The following is a 17,498-nucleotide window of genomic DNA, read 5'->3' on the forward strand; positions in this document are numbered from 1 at the left end:
TGTCTTCTGGCGCTTCTTCTGTAGCTTCCTCTACACATTCACTTGATGTGTCTTCTGGCGCTTCTTCTGTAGCTTCCTCTACACATTCACTTGATGTGTCTTCAGTTGCTTCTTCTGTAGCTTCCTCTACACATTCACTTGATGTGTCTTCAGTTGCTTCTTCTGTAGCTTCCTCTACACATTCATCTGCATTGCAACTCTCTGATACGGTTTCAGCGTTTCCACAGCTTGTTTCGTCAGCTGCTGTTACAGTGCTTGCACAGCTTGCTCCTTCATCTGCACTGCAGCCTTCTGTTACAGTGCTTGCACAGGTTGTTTCTTCACCTGCATTGCAGCCTTCTGATACAGTGCTTGCGCAGCTTGCTTCGTCAGCTGGTATATACCAGGTGCCTCCACAGTCTGTTTCGTCGTCTGCATCATCACAATCACTTACTGTTGCAGTGCATGAATTGCCACATGTGTTTGCGTTGTCGCAGCTGCTTACTGTTGCAGTGCATGCATTGTCACAGGTATTTGAATCGTCAGAGTCACTTACCGTTGCAGTACATTCACTGTCACAGTTGTCTGAATCGTCAGAGTCGCTTACTGTTGCAGTACATGTATTGCCACAATTTAAATCACAGTCGCATGCCTCACAGCTACAGTTTCCCTGTGCGCAGGCTTCACTGGACTCGCAGTCACATTCTTCACAGTCACATGAACTGCTTGCCTGTGCGCAGCCTGAAGTTTTTCCACATATTGATTGACTACAATCTGGAGTAGATGCGCAGTCACATGAGTCACAGTCACAATTTAATTCTCCGCAGTCTGCAGTAGATTCACAGTCACATGAACCACATACACACTCTTCCTGATCGCAATCTACAGTAGTAGAATTTCCTGCAGATTTTTTTAGAGCATCACAGGAAGCTGCTCCTGCAGCAATTAGACTTGACATCATTATTACAATAGAAACACATGCCAGAATTTTCATAATTGGTTTTTCTCTGAAGCGCATTTTGTCCCTCCAAACGTTCCAATAATTTTGTATGATCTTGCTCCTTTTATGTGAGAAGATCTGGAACCGAAGAGTTTCGGGGCAGTTAAACATATAAAAATACTTATTCGGCTTCCAAAAATCAGAATAAAAAAAAGAATCTAAGCCTTTATTATAAAATATAAATCCGATTTAAGTCCCTTAATACTTGATTAAACTATATGACCTGAGAAAAATAAGTTTAAAACTTTATAATACTTTATTCTATTTCACAATGCTGTATAAGGCGCTGGATTATAAGTTCCTTAATACCTTGAAAATGTTAGCATTAATTGATTCTGTCTAATCCTTATTTTCCCTAAAAAATATGATTTATTCATATTATTTGCACAATTTATTTCATTATTTTTTTGAAATAGCATAAAGATCTCTAAGCTGCCCGTTAATAACCTTATATATATTAATTTATACAATAGTTACCAAATGACAAAAGGAATACTTATTGCAGGAACCCATAGCGGAGTTGGAAAAACCACAGTCTCCATGGGTATTATGGCTGCTCTCAAGCACAGGCAGCTAAAAGTCCAGCCTTATAAGGTAGGACCGGATTATATCGACCCTTCCCATCACACTGCCATATGCGGGCGCCCCTCCAGAAACCTGGATACCTATATGATGGGTACGGAAGGTGTCAGGCAGACAGTCGCCCGTACATCTGCAGACGCTGACATTGTTGTCGTTGAAGGGGTAATGGGTCTCTTTGACGGAATTGATTCTACGGAAATTGCGAGCTCGGCACACGTAGCAAAGACTCTTGACATTCCGGTGATTCTGGTAATCAATGTCCATGGCATGTCCAGAAGTACTGCAGCCCTCCTGAAGGGTTATTCTGAGTTCGATCCAGAAGTTCGGGTTGCAGGTGTCATTCTTAACCAGGTAGGAAGCCCCCGCCATGCAGAGCTTGTAAAAAATTCACTTCCGGGCAACATTCCTATTATCGGCACAATCCCCCGACGAAAAGATATTGAGGTTCCTTCAAGGCATCTCGGGCTCTATATGGCACATGAAAAGGACTATAACACCGCAGAAATGGCAGCATTTATCGAAGAAAATGTTGACCTTGATGCAGTGCTTGAACTTGCTGAACCCTGTTCGGTTCCTGAAGCTGAGGTAATCCAGAGTCCGGGAACAGATCTCAGGATTGGAGTTGCCTGGGATCCTGCTTTCTGTTTCTACTACCGGGATATGTTTGATGCATTTTGGGATAATGGAGCAGAAGTCGTATTTTTTAGCCCGATGGAGGGGGAACTTCCTGATGTGGACGGAATTTACCTTGGAGGCGGCTATCCCGAACTCTATGCAGAAACCCTTGAAAACTCAGAAACTACACGGAAATTAAAAGGGCTTGCAGCGGACGGTTTGCCTATCTATGCAGAATGCGGCGGCCTGCTATATCTCTGCGGAACTTACGAAGTCGATGACAGGGTTTATAAGCTGGCTGATGTTGTGCCTGCAAATACGCGCATGACAAACCGGCTGAAAGCTCTCGGATATACCGAAGCCCGCCCTCTTGACAAAAACTTCTCTTCCCGCAATATCAGGGGCCATGAGTTCCATTACTCCCTTACGGAATGCGACAGAGATGCCAGATTCGCATACGAAATGATCCGCGGAAAAGGTATACAGGACGGTTTTGACGGGCTTATTGAGCACAATACTCTTGCAGGGTATATGCATTCCCATCCTGCCAGTTTCCCGGTAGAAAAATTCGTGCAAAAATGCCGGGATTACAGAAGAAAATAAAATGCAAGGGGAGAGGTAAAAATCCTTTCCAAATCTCCTCTTTAAATCCTTTCTTTTTAAATGCCTTTTTCTTTTGATGTTTTTTGTGAGACATTTTCCCTGAGGTTCCAGAAAAATACTTTCAGCTTTCTTGGTTGAGATTAATAAATATCGAAATAATCTTTAGGAACATGGGTAACATACTGGAATGGATACTCAAAGGATTGGTTTAACGTGTTTTTCAATTGTATGATAATATCTGGAACATGAGTCACATCCAGTACCTTTACTTACTACAGAAACTTACTACAGAAGGAGGGAATAAAATGAAGTTCATATGCCCGCTTATCGTTGTCAACAATATGGAAGTATCCAGAAACTTTTACGAAAAGGTTCTCAATCAAAGAGTACAGTACGATTTTGGTGAAAATGTGTCTTTTGAGGGCGGCTTTGCAATACATCTGAAATCGCACTTTTCAGATTTGATAGGTGTGAACAGGAACGATATTATTCAAAAGTCGAACAATTCCGAATTGTATTTTGAAGAAGAGGATTTAGATAGTTTTCTTCAAAAGCTGAAATGTATGGATTCCATCGAATATGTGCATGAATTAAAAGAACAGCCCTGGGGACAGCGAGTTATCAGATTTTACGACCCTGATATGCACATCGTCGAAGTTGGGGAACCCATGGAAAGCGTGGTAAAAAGGCTCTTGAGTGAAGGATCATCGGTAGAAGAAACCTCAAAACGCACTTTAATGCCAGAGGAATTTGTCAGGCAGTTTCTATGAACGGCTAATGGCTGGCGCCCCTGAATTTTACTTTCATTTTTCTGTTATTCCACTTTGTTTCTCTTTTACTTCTCCGTTATCCGCTTTTATTTTCATTTCCTTTTTCTTTTCCGTCATCCTTTTCGTTTTCTTTCTGTTTCTCCTCTGCCTGCTCTTTTTCTTTATTTTTTATGAACACTTTTTTCTCGTAATATCCCAGAGGGTGGCTGATTTTCTCGCAGAGCCTGTCTTTCCCGACGCAGTTGCCATAAGTCCTCATAGTGTCGCAGGCGGGGGGTTTGTATGTATTGCCTGTAGCGCCTGCGATATGTTCTATCTGATAGAGGGTTTTTTCCGCATCAAAATCTGGGGAGATATTGAAAAGGTTGAGGATCTCATCCACCGACATGCCCACATTAAGCAGGAAAGATGTCATCGCAAAACGCATTGAATGGGCGAGGTTTACTCCGCCCTGCACATTTGCAAGAGCATGGGCAATACAGGGAGGAAAAAGCTCGGGTTCAACAGTCCCAAAGTCCGTAGATCCAAATTTCTTTTTCTGGACCTCAAACTGTTCTTTAATTTCGGCAACATATGGGGCACAGAAGCTTGAAACCTCGGCAGGAATTTCCGGGATAGGGAAGGACTGTTCAATCCTCTCCCTGACCGCTTCTTCAAGGAGCCTTGCAAACTCTTCTTTTGTGATTTTTATTTTGCCTGCCCTGAGCTGGCGGTTTGTCAGTTTCCAGGAAGGATCTTTCAGGGAATTTGAAAAGCGGATGTAATCCGTAAAATGCATGCTGAAATAGGAGTCCTGAGCATCTGCTGATATTCCAAAATCTTCCCCGAATTCGAGCAGAAAATCAGGACTTTCATTTTTCAAAAAAGTATAAGCAGCCTTGGCTTCTGCCAGAGCATAACGCCGGGTAAATAGCTGGTCATCCACGCAGGCAACCAGCATCCTGGCGAAGGGATAGGAAAGGAGTTCTGAAAGAACCTGGGCTTCCCCTGAAACGGGAAATTTTTTAATTTCTCCTTCAAGAGCCTCTTTCACCCTTTCTATTCCACGGGCTCTTGCAGCCCTGTAAGCCCGCGAATTAAGCAGGCTTTCTAAGGAAATTCCCAGGTTTCCAACGTGGGCAGACGCTTCTGAAGTAAATGGGTAATATGCAAGTTTTTCTGCCTGCATGCCACCTTAGTCCGATTCAATTCTTGGAGCCAGGAGGTAAGAGATTCTTCCTGCACCGTTTGCAATTTCAAAATCAATCAGGATAGGGAAGTCCTTTCCAAGGGAGAGAGTAACCTCATTTACCTTGTTTGTGGGCTTGACTATATCTGTCAGGTAGTCCAGGGAGAAGAGGGAACAGGCTTCACCTGCTTTCAGGTCGATTAACTGGTCTCTGCCCATTTCCAGGCGGACCTGGTCGGTATCGCCCTTTGCTTCCATATAGAAAGTATCACCGGAAACTCCCATAAGCATATGGTCGCTTATTTTCTCTGCGGCTTTTACGGCACGCCTGAGGTCTGCACCGTTCAGGACAACTTTGGCAGGCAGTTCAAGCTGAGGAACTCTGGGTTCTGCACGGATTGTTGAAGGATCAAGAAGGGAAAGAGTATAGGAAAGCCCTCCTACATCAATCAGGAGCTTATTGCTTCCTTCTTCAAGCTGCATCCGTACTGTATCGGTTCTGTCCGCAATTCCCAGGAGATCAGTAATCTTATTCAGGTCGATTCCTATTTCACACTCGTCAGCGCTATATTCCTCAAAAGCTGATGATCCAAGCTCAAAAATTCCCATTGCGACATTAGCAGGGTCAACCGCTTTTACCGAAATACCTTCGGGTTTAATTTTAAATCTAACCTCATCTACAATTACAGCCAGTGCGGCAATTGCGTCTTTCAGAAGCTCTGCATTAATTGCTGCCTTGAACATGATTCTTCTCCATCGAATAAATTAGCCTTAAACTCCTTATCTATCCCTGAATATATAAATTTCCTTACAATTTGAGAGGGATTTTCTATCCTTTTGAGGCAAACTTCCCTGCTCGAAATAATGATGTATGGAACCGGGATAAACTTTTAGGTTCAAAGTCCGAGCAACTATATAAATCTTGGTCAGAAAATCAGGAAGCTTCAGGCTCTGCCTGAGATACTGAAGAAATTCTGACCTGAAAACCCGTTATTCAGAAGTACACTATTTGGAGTTAAATTTTCCAGAACTACGTTTTTAAGAAGGGCTCGGGAACAAAAATATTGAATTCAGTCGTATTCTCTCCATGTAAACCCACACTTTGTACACTTGAAGAAGCGGGTTTCGGACTCGTCAGCAGACCTGAGCTGTCTGAGCCACCAGGCTGCAGTATTGTTTCCGCACTCCGGGCATTTTACATTCGTTGTTGGCAGACCTGAAGTCTGTTCCCCTTCGAGTACAACTACTTCGCGATCATCGATTTTGGCTGTGGAGACGAAATTCTTTGCGTCACTTTCAATCGGTATTGTGTTTCCACACTTTCTGCAGTGGTAGTTACCATCTTTAGGAAACATCATACTCTTGCATTTAGTACAGAATTGCATTAATATCACTTTTTGCGTCGTTTATCATTTTATTATGGTCAAAAGCCAGCTCAGGAATCGAATCAAGATCAAAAAGTTCAACGGCAGCAGCATCAGAGCCTGATTTTAAGTCTCCGTACCCTTTCGCAAGGTAACACACTGATACTGTGTGCCTTCTCGGGTCGCGTTCAGGATCGGAATAGACACCGATAAGTTTGAGAATCTCTACAGAAAGGCCCGTTTCTTCAAAAGCTTCCCTGGAAGCTGCTTTTTCTGTACTTTCCCCGATTTCGACGAAGCCGCCAGGAAGGGCAAATTTTCCCTGATATGGAGGGTTTTTTCTCTTCACCAGAACAAGCTTGTTTTTAAAGAGAATTACAGTGTCAACGGTCAGGCTGGGGGTATTATATTTCATAAACGCCTTCTTAGTTCACTTTAAATATGATCTTTTTTCTCTACAAATCTCCTTCCTGATTAGCTTTTTCTAGCATTTCGCCAGGTAAAATAATATAATAGTATTGTACATATTGTAGAAACTCTTCATCATATTTCAATTATTCTTATCAACTTTTTTACTCTTCTCATTCTGTTTTTAGTTGTTCTAAGGTTTTCGATAATATGGGCCGAGTCTACCCTGAGAAAAAATCCCCTTACGCAGTAGTCTTTATTAAAGGTTTCTCTTTTGTAGATAACCAAAAGATTCTTTATCTATTTATTTTGAAACCGCTGGATCTGAATAATTTTTCTTCTAAAATATAAATGTCTTATAATCCGTTATTTTTCTATAATAGAAATTTGTTATTTATTTACAGGGCACTTAAGATCATCAAATGCCTGACTTAAGAAATCCGAGCAGGGATTTTATATATTTAAAGTTAGGTCAGAAACCTGTAATCCATATATATGTGGTAATTATATGTGGTAATTAAATCTGGTAATTATCTGGTTCAATATAATCACATCTTATTTGCCGGTTAGTGTTATCTTTCAGGCATGAATTACCCTCTGAGATTATCGGAATGAACCCTGGGAGACTTCAAACTCGCTGTATCAGAAAGTAAAATCCATAACCTTTGAGACCCTTATATTTATGGATATGAAAACTTTAATTTGTAGAACCTCTATGGAAATCTATTAATTATTTTAGGGAATTTCATGTTCTTATTTCCCAAACTTCAGAACTTGCTCGAGATTTTCCTGCATCATAACATAAATATAAAATACTGAATGTCTTTATCCCGGGCAAAAAGGTGCGTGAAAAATGATAGAGAGTGTACTCTGGCTCGCGGTCGGGTTAATGATTGCGTCATCCGTTATCCCCAGAACCCTGAGAGTTCGTAAACTTATAGGGGGAATAGGATGGTGTGTATTTTCCATCCATTGGGGTTATCAGCCTATTCATTACTTTGAGATTCAGGACTATGCCAATGTGGGCCTTACATTCTTGTTTGCCCTTTTCTGCTTACTTGTGGCATACATAATGCTTCAGGAGTACAGGAAAGGTCCTCTTATTCTAAAGAATGACAGAGAAGTAATGCATTCGGAATTTTCAACTCAGGTTGAAGGAGATTCTCTTGACATAACTTCAATGCTTACAAGTGCAAGTGCGCTTGGGGCTCTTGTGTATTTCCCGTTTGCAAATTTCCCTTCCCTGAATACCTGGATTATAGGAAACGTTGCCTCACAGGTTACATGGGCTCTTCAGTACTTGGGAATTCCTGCATATATGAAAACATGGAATATGATAACCCTTAACGGGTACACGGTTGAGATCATCCTTGCGTGTACTGCAATTGAAAGCATTGCTCTTTTTATGGGGCTGATAGGCTCTGTCAGAGCCCCCCTCAGTCGCCTGGTTCCTGCTTTCATCGTGTCCGTACCCGTGATCTATGTGCTTAACCTTATCAGGGACATATTTGTGGTCATAGCTTATGGAGAACAGTGGTTTGGTACTGACAGTTTCATCATTGCCCATAACTATATTGCAAAAGCAGGGTCAGGAATAGCCCTCTTCTTAATTTCATATGCTGTACTCAAGATTCTTCCTGAGTTGCTTGAGATGATCGACGGTCTCTGGGTCATACTCTCCGAAGAATTGAAATATCTTCTGCATAGATTTGCTAGGGATTGAGATCAATGATTGCAAAAGGCTCCGAACCCTGGCTTTTCACAGCTGCGTCTGTAACCGCCCTATTTGCAATTCTCTCCAGGGCAACAGATAGCTTACCGTTCCTCAATTATATTGCTAATATGGGAATGGCGTTAACTTTCGTAATGGTTATCTTTTTCAGGGATCCAGAGAGAAAGGTAGAAACATCTGACACTTATATGATCTCCCCTGCCGATGGTACGGTTATCGATATCAGAGACAGGAAGATTTGCATCTTTATGTTTCTTCAGAACGTGCATGTTAACAGAGCTCCCATCTCCGGAAAAATCAGGGAGATTATCTACAAAAAAGGAGGTTATCTTCCAGCTTTTTGTAAGGACTCGGAGAGGAATGAAAGAAACGAATTTATTATCCACAGCAAATATGGAGATGTAAGAGTTACACAGATTGCAGGTACGATTGCCCGCAGGATTGTCACATATTCAAATGTGGATGATTTTGTAGAACAGGGCCAGCGCATTGGTATGATCCGGTTTGGATCAAGAGTTGATGTAACAATTCCTCACGATTTTGACATTACAGTTGAAAAAGGGGAGCGGGTGCTTGCAGGCAAGACAATTATAGCAACAATAAAAAATGATAGGGACTTTTAAATATGAACGTATTCCAGATGTTAAGACTCCCGGACCTGGTCTCTCTATTGAACCTGATCTGCGGAATTGGCTCCATTGCGGCAGCTGCTCAGAGTAACTCTTTTGGATTTGCTCTGGTTTTGCTCCTGCTTGCTGCAATTGCAGATGGAGCGGACGGATATATTGCCCGCAGATTCAAAGGAGGAGAACTCGGGGAGCAGCTTGACTCTCTGGCAGATGCGGTTTCTTTTGGAGTTGCTCCTGCTCTTCTCATATTTCTCGAATTCGGAGTAAAAGAGCCTGTTGTCGGAATATTTTCAGGCTTTTATGCTGTCTGCGGCGTTCTAAGGCTCGCTCGCTTCAATTCTACAATCTCTGTCCCCAAAGCAGGATTCGAAGGGCTTCCTATTACCGCAGGCTGCATAATGCTTGTCACATACTTTTTGCTCGGCGAAAGCTTTGTAAGGGTAGACGCTCTCCTTGCTCTGACTCTTGTTCTCTCTATACTGATGGTAAGCACCGTAAGTTACCCGAAGATAAGGAACATAAGAGTTCTGGCTTTTGTAGCTGCTGTTTTCGGAATAACCATGCTGCTTTACTTTATTGATGTGCAGTATATGAGGATATTTTCTTTTCTGCCCTTTGTTCTCATGCTGAGCTACCTGTTTTCTCCTTTTTTGAAAGTTCCTCTGATCAGCATTGCTAACAGCAAAGATTACGGCAGCAAAAAAGGACTAAAGGCTGAAGGAAGGAGAGAAAAGCAGTAAATAAAGAAAAGCAGCAAAGTTAGTTCAGTGATTCTCTGATTCCAGCATGCTGAACATCGAATTAGTAAGGAGAGGATTATTTGACCGATAACAAAATAACAGATAGGGATAATGCGCTTTTCGAAGCTGGAATAAAACTGGGAGCTCTATATCACCAGTTTACGGGTTCTCCTGTAAACCTGAAAACAGCTTCGAGCCTTGAGCAGGCTATTCAGGAAAGCATTTCAGTCCAGCCCTTTGTGGAAAATATTTCCGTGAAAATCGACCGTGACCTCTTAAAAAGCAAATTAAACAGCGAATTTGGATACACTGAACTTCAGGGACCCATGCTTGAAGTTAAAATCACTGTGAAATACGGCTCATCACGGGTGAAGGTCGCAATGAAATACGATTCTGAACTGGATTATCCATTGATGAAGATTGAAAACATAGAATAATTAAAGACTGGATAGTGTTCAGGTTTCGAATTTTTAAAATATTAAATTAAGGAAATAAGCAGGGTTTCAGAAGCAAGGCTTTAAACCTCGCTTTTTGACATTTCAAAAGCCCTGACAACCTTCTCATTCTGCTCAGGAGTACCGACTGTTACCCTGATAAAAGAATCTCCGGCTTCCCTGAATGAATCACAGGGGCGCACGATTATTCCTTTCTTCAGAAGGCTCTCCGTGACTTTTTTTGCTTTCAAAGGAGAGACATCTACGAGCACGAAGTTTGCCTGAGAAGGATAAACCTTAAACGGAATTTTTTCCTTCAGGTATTCCCTGCCTTCTCTTGCAAGATTTACGCTTTTATTCAGATGGTCCGCGTCCGAAAGTGCAGCCAGTCCTGCCCTTAACGCCGGAAGGCTTACAGAGAATGGGGTAGCTGCTCTTAAGTACTCTTTTGAAAGCCATTCAGGCATTATCCCGTAGCCCAGGCGCAGCCCTGCAAGCCCGAATACCTTGGAAAAGGTTCTTCCGATTACAAGATTGTCATATTCCTTTACAAGCCCTGCAAGGTTCCTGTCCGCAAATTCAACATATGCTTCGTCAACAAACACAAGGGCATGAGTATTTTCAACAATTTTCCTCAGGTCGGCTTCGGGTAGGAGGTTGCCTGAAGGGTTATTGGGGGAACACAGAAAGATGATTTTGGTTCTGGAAGATACGGCTTTAAGGACCTTTTCAGGGTCTACGGAGAAGTTCGGATTCCGCCTGATAAAGACAGGTTTTCCGCCGCAGGCTCTTGCAGGAAGTTCATAATAGGAAAAGGTAGGGGTAGGAACTATAACCTCGTCTCCCTTTTCAATAATTATCCTGCAAAGCCCGTCAAGAAGTCCGTCCATTCCCGGTCCTGAGGCGACGATGTTCGGCACAGGAAAACCTGTGTATTTCGAGAGAGCTTCTCTTAACTCGTGCGCATCTGCCGAGGGATAGATATTTGCTCCTGGAGCTGCCTCTATAAGAGCCTGTACAGCTTTCGGGGAGGGACCCAGGGGGTTTTCGTTTGAACCCAGTTTGATAATTGATTCAGGTTTAAGCCCGTAGGCTGAAGCTATTTCTTCTATTGATTTTCCGGGAACGTATTCTGCAATATCAAATATTTCCTTTTTTATCAGTTCACGCCTGCTCAAGGATATCAACTACCGTATCTATCTGTTCTTTAGTAATCACAAGCGGCGGGACAAGGCGGAGTACAGATTCAGAGGTGCAGTTTACAAGCACGCCGTGTTCCCTTGCAAAATCTACAAACTTTCCGCAGGGGTATTTGATCTCAACTCCTATCATAAGCCCTTTTCCGCGGACCTCCACAATATCATCCCTTTTCATGCCTGAGAGCTTTTTCATGAAATAAGTTCCCATTTCCTTTGAGCGCTCCAGAAGCTTCTCCTCTTTTATTGCCTGAATTGAAGCAAGAGCTGCTGCACAGGCAAGAGGTCCGCCTCCGAACGTAGATGCATGCTGTCCGCGTCCGAAAGTGAGCCCGCTGCGAGCCGCAATAGCACCCATGGGGAATCCTCCTGCTATGGCTTTTGCCATACTCATTATGTCAGGCTCTACCCCGAACTGTTCTTTACAAAACCAGGTGCCTGTCCTTCCAAAGCCTGTCTGAACTTCATCGAAGATAAGGAGGGTTCCGGTTTCGTCGCAGATTTCCCTTACTTCTTTCAGGTATCCGGGGTCCGGAATATTGACTCCGCCTTCTCCCTGGATCGGTTCAAGGATAACTGCTGCGGTGTCTTCGGAAATTGCCTTCCTGACAGCATCAGCATCGGAATACGGGACAAAGGTGGTTTCCGAACTTACAGGCGGCATGAAAGGGTCCCTGTACATGCTCTTGTGGGTTACACTGAGGGCTCCTATGGTCCTGCCGTGGAAGGAATGTTCGGCTGCTACAAAGGCACTTTTTCCGGTAGCAACGCGGGCCAGTTTCATTGCAGCTTCTACGGCCTCGGCTCCCGAGTTGCAGAAAAAGACACGTTCCATGCCTGTAATTGAGGCAAGGGTTTCAGCAAATTCTGCCTGCCTCTCTGTATAATATATATTGGAAACGTGAATTAATTTCTCAGCCTGCTCCTGAATTGCTTTAACAACTGCAGGGTGGCAGTGTCCCACATTATTTACTGCAATGCCTGCCACGCAGTCAATATACTCTTTTCCGAGAATATCCTGGACAATGGCTCCTTTGCCTTTTGAAAGCACAATGGGCTGATGCCCGTAACTCTGCATCACATATTTTGAGTCTTTTTCTATAACGGAATTGTACCTTGCCTGCAGGTCACCGGAATCAATAATTTTTTCTGTCAAGTAAAATCCTTCCCTTTAAATTTGTAATCGTAAATTTGTCTCTGGGCTATAATGAAAGATGAATTGAATTTTAAGTCCTTTTGAATTTTAAGTTCTTTTTCGGCAATAAGTCGAAAATTCATGAGTTTATATGAGCTTATAAATCAGTTGATTATTTTGAAATTTCTTCTCTCAATGAAATTTCTTCTCTTATGTCTACTGGTTTCTACAAAGATGTCCTGAATTAATAACTTCCTGATTAACTAATTTCTCAGTTTAAATTTTTCCCCTGTATTCCAGGAAAATTTCCAGTTCATATGGAATCTTCAGAGAATACTGTCGGTTGTTTGCTCTCTGGAAAAAGAACATTTTCTGCTGCAGAGCAAAATCAATGCTCAAAGAAATAAAGATTCAGGAAAATTCAATTCCCATGAGTAGCCTTTTTGAAAAATTCTGAGCAAAGAACCGCATACTATGGAGCCAGTCAAAGAGTTCCGGTTAGCTCTGATGCTCTCCGGTTCCCTGTCTCTTTTTGAGTGATCTGGGTCCCGCAAAATGCCGGGTTCTCGCAAGAGATCTGGTTCTTGCAGATTTTTTTTCCATACCAGGCACAAAGCCGTTTTTGACTTTAGGACCGGTTTTGATTAGAGTAGCTATTTCTTCAAGAGCCACAGCTTTTACGAGTCCTTCCTCAGGTTCACTCCTCAGCTGCTTCTCTGCCTCTACCATAATCACTTTCCCTAAAGCGTTAACATCTGCAAGAGGAGGTTTCTCTCCTGCTGCTTCCCTTAAAAAAGATACTCCGGAAGGCGCTTTTATAGTACCGTCCACTCTTGCTTTTTCATGCAGGGACACGGAATCGGCTCTGATTCCTCCGAAGACTCTGCTGTTCCTGCCGATATTTACCTGTCCTTTTGAAACAAGGCTTCCATAGACAGTGCTGTTTTCTCCTATTGTTATATTTCCTTCCGAATTGACGCTTCCCTTAAGGACCAGGGATTTTCCGGTTTCGATAGACTGCGCCCTGAGATTACCTATAAGATAGCAGTTGCTCCCTATAATTGCTTCTCCGCCGACTTCAATAGCTTCAGGGGAGATTTTTGCATCTGCGGGTATGATAAGTACTTTTTCCGCAGGTTCTTTTCCATCAAATTCCTCACCCTCTTCGGAGTCATCAAAAAGCTCTTCAAGTGCTTTTTCTACTTCTTCTCCTTTGCCGAGGCGCATCATTTCCCTGATATACAGGAGCAGAAACATGATTACAGGGACAGGGTTCCTGACGATAATCCAGCCTTTGGCTTCAAATCCGCCTTTAATTTTTACTTCTTTTCCTACGTCCAGGTCCCCTTCTACAATCAGTTTTCCGTCAATGTTAACGAATTCTCCCAGATATGCGTTCCTTCCGACCTTTACCCCGCTTCCTATCTTTGACCACATGTCAATCCTGACATCAGAGCAGGCTGTCACATCTCCGGAAACAGCAACCCCTTCTCCCATGATGACTGTATCTCCAGATATACAGTACTGGACGCTGGAATGGTTGCCGATAATAACGTCTCCCTCTACTGTAATTCTGTTTGTTTCTATTCTGGTATTATCGGGAACCAGAAGGGTTTTCAGGATTTGCTCCGGCTCTGAGATGTTTTCACTCTCCGAGAAAACTGTTTCCTGTTATCAGGTTTAAAGGTTTGGATGTGGTTTTAGAGGTATGGTTTTTTTAAACCGCAATATTGAAAATACAATTATTTATTTTGTAAGGTAGCATTCATTCAAAAATAACTATCTACAATATATTCTTATTCATTTTTTCTGCCAATTCTCATTTTTGGGCGGTAAGGATGACACCTTATATATTATCTAGCTATATGAAAATTTGTATAAAAAGTAAAAGTACTTTTGTCTTCCTGTTAATATTTTCTTCCTTGACCTGTTTTCTTACTTGATTTAAATAATTCTGAAAAGTTTATTCTTCTTTTTTCGAAGCGGTCCCTACCCTTACGTCCACGGCTGCTCCACTATCAAGAGCCAGGATCTCTGCAGGGGATAAGAGCAACTGCCCTGTTGCAAGCAGCCTGTCTGTTTTGTCTGTGATGAGCACCTCTTCTCCAGCCCGGAGTTCCGGATCAATCTCAACTACGTGCTTTGCAAAAGCTGTTTTGCCTGCTTCTACAAAGGGTGCAGCATCATCGGAAACGACTACTCTGAGCTTTTTGCCGGGAAGAAGTTTGTGGACTATGGAAGCTCCTTCAATACTGAGGGTAAAAAAACCGTCTTTTGCTCTTGCAGTTGCGATTCTTTTACCTGAATGAAGGATCTGACGTACTCTTTTTGTCCGGGACAGCTGGAACGTTGATCCATCTGGAAAAAGCTCTTTTCCTGTACCTTTTCCGAACTGATAATCCGCAATCATACGGACTCTGGAAAGTCTTTCTACGTCGCTGTTCATGAGGCTAGATAATATATGCAGACCTTAAAGCCATTCCGGTTGTTGAGTTAAACTGTAAGAGGGTATGCAAATTTTATATTTTCTGAATGAAATAATAAATTATTTATATTTTGTATCTTTTAACCAATGACTGTCTGGAAATACAAATTCCGTAATAATAAAGATACAATTAATTATCGCCTTGATACAATTAATTATCGACTTATTTGAAAGAGACATAAGCGTAACTTTCACTGCCCTCAGGCACTTATCCTTCAGATGGAGATTTCTCCAGAACAAGTCACTAATTCAAAAAAAGCCGGGATTTTGTTGATTCGTAAAAACGTTTCTTTAGATGAAGACCACCTCCAGAAACTCCAGCCTCTGCTGGAAAAAAATGGAGGAAATTTAAGTGCAGCAATAAGGGAAGTAATCGACCTGGTCAGCCCTCCCTCTGAAAGTTATGGAACTCCGGAAGGGGGTTCTGAAAACTTCAGAAAGAAGGAAATTTTTCCTGAAACAAGGGAACAGCTTATCAGAAGCGGAGAATTTGTTACGATAAGCCAGCAGATGATGAAGTGGCTTATAAGAAACAATGCAGGTAAGCTTATTGATGAAGATGTTGTCTATGAGCTTATTAATCCATATCTGATTACTACAATTCCCGAGCTGGAGGAGTACCTTAACCATATCAGTAAACTGCTTGGATGGAAGATTAAAATCTCTACTTCCTGTGGAGAAAACCTTCAAAATGGGTTTAAAAGTATGGATTTCATTGGAGGAGACAGGGATCTTCGCGAGTTCCTTGTAGAGGCTGTCTGCATTTTTCTCTCACGCCGGGAGGGTCTGGACGCAGAGGCGCTTCACAGGAAATCCAATTCAATTACAGTATATTTCAGGCATTTTGTTCGGCATGATATGCACGAAGTAACTCCCGGAGTCAGGAAACTTTTTGGTCCTAAAGATATTCTTTACAGGGAAATTGAGAGAAAACCTGCTTTCTGGATAACGCTTGCAGAACTCTATACAAAATTCAATTATCGGAGGGTAAATCTGGATAAAGACCTCTTTGAAGCCCTGTTAGCAGGGAAGCTTCCTGATATAACAAAATATTTTGAGATTAAAGCTGACCGCTCACTTCGTGAAATCCCTCTTTCGGAACTGCTTCCCCTTTTTAAACACCTTGTAGTTGCTTCACAGCTTGTATACGATGTGGAGATATGCGCTGAGAAAGGAAAAGAGTCCATCAAAATCAGGCATGACTACTCTGACGAAAATGTAGTTTTAAAAATTATTCAGCTGTTCTCCAATTTATTTGAAGCTGGCCTGCACAGGTTCAGTGTAACGTATGTGTCCAAACTCATAATGTTTGATTTTTCCATTTCTGAAGGTTCAGAGCAGGATGCCGTAAAAGTTTGTCCGGGTCTTGATCTTTACTGATAAATAAGAACTTATATATATGAATCACTCTCGTAAGCTGGCTGATAATCTTCAAGCTTATAGATGCCTGCAACTTCCAGGCTGTTTGTTGATATAAAATCTTTATAACGCAGGGATAGCCTTTGATTCGCAAAAACGTTTCTATGGAAGATGAAGACCTTCAAAAATTGCAGCCCTTCCTGGGCAAAAATAACGGGAACCTTAGTGCTGCAATCAGGGATGTAATAGAGTTTGCAGATACTGCTCTTCAGGGTCATAAGTCCTTAGAAGACGCCCTGGAATATTTTTCACAGAACTCAACAAAGTATCCTGAGATTCGTAACAATCTGATTGAGAGCGGGGAATGCATATTGATCAGTCAGCTTTCATTCAGATGGCTTATTGAAAATACTGATGGGATACTCGTAGATGATGAACTTGTAAGTGAAATTTTCAATCCGTATCAGATTAAGAGTGTTTCGGATCTTCTGGAATATCTTAATACTCGTAGTCTGAATATGGGATGGAAAGTTGAAGCATACCACAGTACTCAGGAGGATAACACCGAGGTTATAGTTATTGAGAATGGAGACCCCAGTTTAAGAGCATATCTTGCTGAGGCAATTTCTATATTTCTTGGTCGCTATCTGAACCTTGATGTTCCCTTTGTCCATCGGAAGTCCAATTCAATTCGTATTTTCCTTAAAGAACATAGATCTGACACAGATGTTCCTCCGGGGATTCGCAAAAACTTTGGAACCCTTGATTATACTTTCAAAGAAATTAAAAGTAAACCCGATTTCTGGACGTCTCTGGTAGAGAAATACAGGCTCCAGAGATATCAGAGGATAAACCTCAACAGGGATGTCTTTGAAACATTTCTTTCCGGGGAGATTCCTGATATTACAAGCTATTTCGAGGCATCTGCAGGCAAGCCTATCAGGGAAATACATCTTTATGAATTGTTTGTTATTTGCAAAAAATTAGTTTCTGTTACCCAGATTGCAAATGATGTTGAAAGGACAGTTGATAGAGAAAAGATATACATAAAAATCAGGCATCAGTTTTCCGAAGAAGTAGCCACTGGAAAACTTATAGCACTTTTTTCAAAACTATTCCTGACAGCAGGGTATGCTTTTGATGTCAGGACCGTATCAAATCTGATTATTTTCGAGTTCAAAGATCCCTGTAATACCTGTTCCTCAACCATCTGCAAATACTGAACTCTCTACTTTTCTTTTTTCCAGCTCTCTACTTTTCCTTTTTCCAAGTGTATATCCTAACTGTATAAATATATGT

Annotated in this window: 17 protein-coding genes; 8 read left to right on the plus strand and 9 right to left on the minus strand. The window is 42.0% G+C overall.

The genetic code is table 11. The annotated features are described in order from the left end of the window. Positions 1-997: hypothetical protein (locus tag PLL47_RS08775; RefSeq protein ID WP_324445816.1), on the minus strand; the 997-nt coding region annotated here is incomplete at its 3' end. Between the two features lie 462 nt (positions 998-1,459). On the opposite strand from PLL47_RS08775, the gene PLL47_RS08780 reads away from it, so the two are divergent. Beyond that, positions 1,460-2,779: a cobyrinic acid a,c-diamide synthase CobB gene (locus PLL47_RS08780; RefSeq protein ID WP_324445817.1), complete on the plus strand. Its 1,320-nt coding sequence runs from the start codon at positions 1,460-1,462 to the stop codon at positions 2,777-2,779. Between the two features lie 305 nt (positions 2,780-3,084). Then, complete coding sequence (locus PLL47_RS08785) at positions 3,085-3,549, plus strand: glyoxalase/bleomycin resistance/dioxygenase family protein (RefSeq protein WP_324445818.1); 465 nt, start codon at positions 3,085-3,087, stop codon at positions 3,547-3,549. 76 nt (positions 3,550-3,625) lie between these two features. On the opposite strand, the gene priL is transcribed toward PLL47_RS08785, so the two are convergent. The 4 genes from priL to PLL47_RS08805 form a co-directional block, all read right to left on the minus strand. Beyond that, the gene (priL, locus tag PLL47_RS08790; protein WP_324445819.1) at positions 3,626-4,717 is read right to left on the minus strand and encodes a DNA primase regulatory subunit PriL; all 1,092 of its coding nucleotides are present in this window, start codon (positions 4,715-4,717) and stop codon (positions 3,626-3,628) included. A 6-nt stretch (positions 4,718-4,723) separates the two neighbouring features. Continuing rightward, positions 4,724-5,461, minus strand: coding sequence for a DNA polymerase sliding clamp (locus PLL47_RS08795; RefSeq protein WP_324445820.1), 738 nt, complete (start codon positions 5,459-5,461; stop codon positions 4,724-4,726). Positions 5,462-5,787: 326 nt separating this feature from the next. Then, on the minus strand, positions 5,788-6,102 hold the full coding sequence (locus PLL47_RS08800) for a transcription factor S (protein WP_324445821.1): 315 nt from the start codon (positions 6,100-6,102) through the stop codon (positions 5,788-5,790). After that, entirely contained in the window at positions 6,086-6,496 is a 411-nt protein-coding gene (locus PLL47_RS08805; protein WP_324445822.1) for an NUDIX domain-containing protein, read from the minus strand. The genes PLL47_RS08800 and PLL47_RS08805 overlap by 17 nt, the downstream gene beginning before the upstream one ends. An 846-nt stretch (positions 6,497-7,342) precedes the next feature. On the opposite strand from PLL47_RS08805, the gene artA reads away from it, so the two are divergent. The 4 genes from artA (at position 7,343) to PLL47_RS08825 (ending at position 10,027) form a co-directional block, all read left to right on the plus strand. Continuing rightward, on the plus strand, positions 7,343-8,212 hold the full coding sequence (artA, locus tag PLL47_RS08810) for an archaeosortase A (RefSeq protein ID WP_324445823.1): 870 nt from the start codon (positions 7,343-7,345) through the stop codon (positions 8,210-8,212). 5 nt (positions 8,213-8,217) lie between these two features. Then, on the plus strand, positions 8,218-8,844 hold the full coding sequence (locus PLL47_RS08815; RefSeq protein WP_324445851.1) for a phosphatidylserine decarboxylase: 627 nt from the start codon (positions 8,218-8,220) through the stop codon (positions 8,842-8,844). Between the two features lie 2 nt (positions 8,845-8,846). Next, positions 8,847-9,590, plus strand: a complete 744-nt coding sequence (locus tag PLL47_RS08820; protein ID WP_324445824.1) for an archaetidylserine synthase — start codon at positions 8,847-8,849, stop codon at positions 9,588-9,590. Between the two features lie 80 nt (positions 9,591-9,670). Next, a complete protein-coding gene (locus PLL47_RS08825) occupies positions 9,671-10,027 on the plus strand; it encodes a dihydroneopterin aldolase family protein (RefSeq protein WP_324445825.1) in 357 nt (118 codons plus the stop codon). A gap of 80 nt (positions 10,028-10,107) precedes the next feature. Here PLL47_RS08825 and hisC read toward each other — a convergent pair whose 3' ends face one another. The 4 genes from hisC to PLL47_RS08845 form a co-directional block, all read right to left on the minus strand. After that, positions 10,108-11,202: a histidinol-phosphate transaminase gene (gene hisC, locus PLL47_RS08830; RefSeq protein WP_324445826.1), complete on the minus strand. Its 1,095-nt coding sequence runs from the start codon at positions 11,200-11,202 to the stop codon at positions 10,108-10,110. Then, positions 11,189-12,376, minus strand: coding sequence for an acetylornithine transaminase (locus PLL47_RS08835; RefSeq protein ID WP_324445827.1), 1,188 nt, complete (start codon positions 12,374-12,376; stop codon positions 11,189-11,191). The genes hisC and PLL47_RS08835 overlap by 14 nt, the downstream gene beginning before the upstream one ends. Positions 12,377-12,853: 477 nt before the next feature. Continuing rightward, positions 12,854-13,852, minus strand: coding sequence for a hypothetical protein (locus tag PLL47_RS08840; protein ID WP_324445828.1), 999 nt, complete (start codon positions 13,850-13,852; stop codon positions 12,854-12,856). A 466-nt stretch (positions 13,853-14,318) separates the two neighbouring features. Continuing rightward, on the minus strand, positions 14,319-14,801 hold the full coding sequence (locus PLL47_RS08845; protein ID WP_324445829.1) for a PUA domain-containing protein: 483 nt from the start codon (positions 14,799-14,801) through the stop codon (positions 14,319-14,321). Between the two features lie 309 nt (positions 14,802-15,110). Between PLL47_RS08845 and PLL47_RS08850 the strand changes: the two genes are divergently transcribed. Together PLL47_RS08850 and PLL47_RS08855 are read left to right on the plus strand one after the other, a co-directional pair. After that, the gene (locus PLL47_RS08850) at positions 15,111-16,220 is read left to right on the plus strand and encodes a hypothetical protein (protein WP_324445830.1); all 1,110 of its coding nucleotides are present in this window, start codon (positions 15,111-15,113) and stop codon (positions 16,218-16,220) included. A gap of 122 nt (positions 16,221-16,342) precedes the next feature. After that, positions 16,343-17,422 carry a hypothetical protein gene (locus PLL47_RS08855; protein ID WP_324445831.1) on the plus strand — a complete coding sequence of 360 codons (1,080 nt, stop codon included), beginning with the start codon at positions 16,343-16,345 and terminating at the stop codon, positions 17,420-17,422. Positions 17,423-17,498 lie beyond the last annotated feature (76 nt).

Source organism: Methanosarcina sp. (genome assembly GCF_035390745.1).
In the GTDB taxonomy this organism is placed as follows: domain Archaea; phylum Halobacteriota; class Methanosarcinia; order Methanosarcinales; family Methanosarcinaceae; genus Methanosarcina.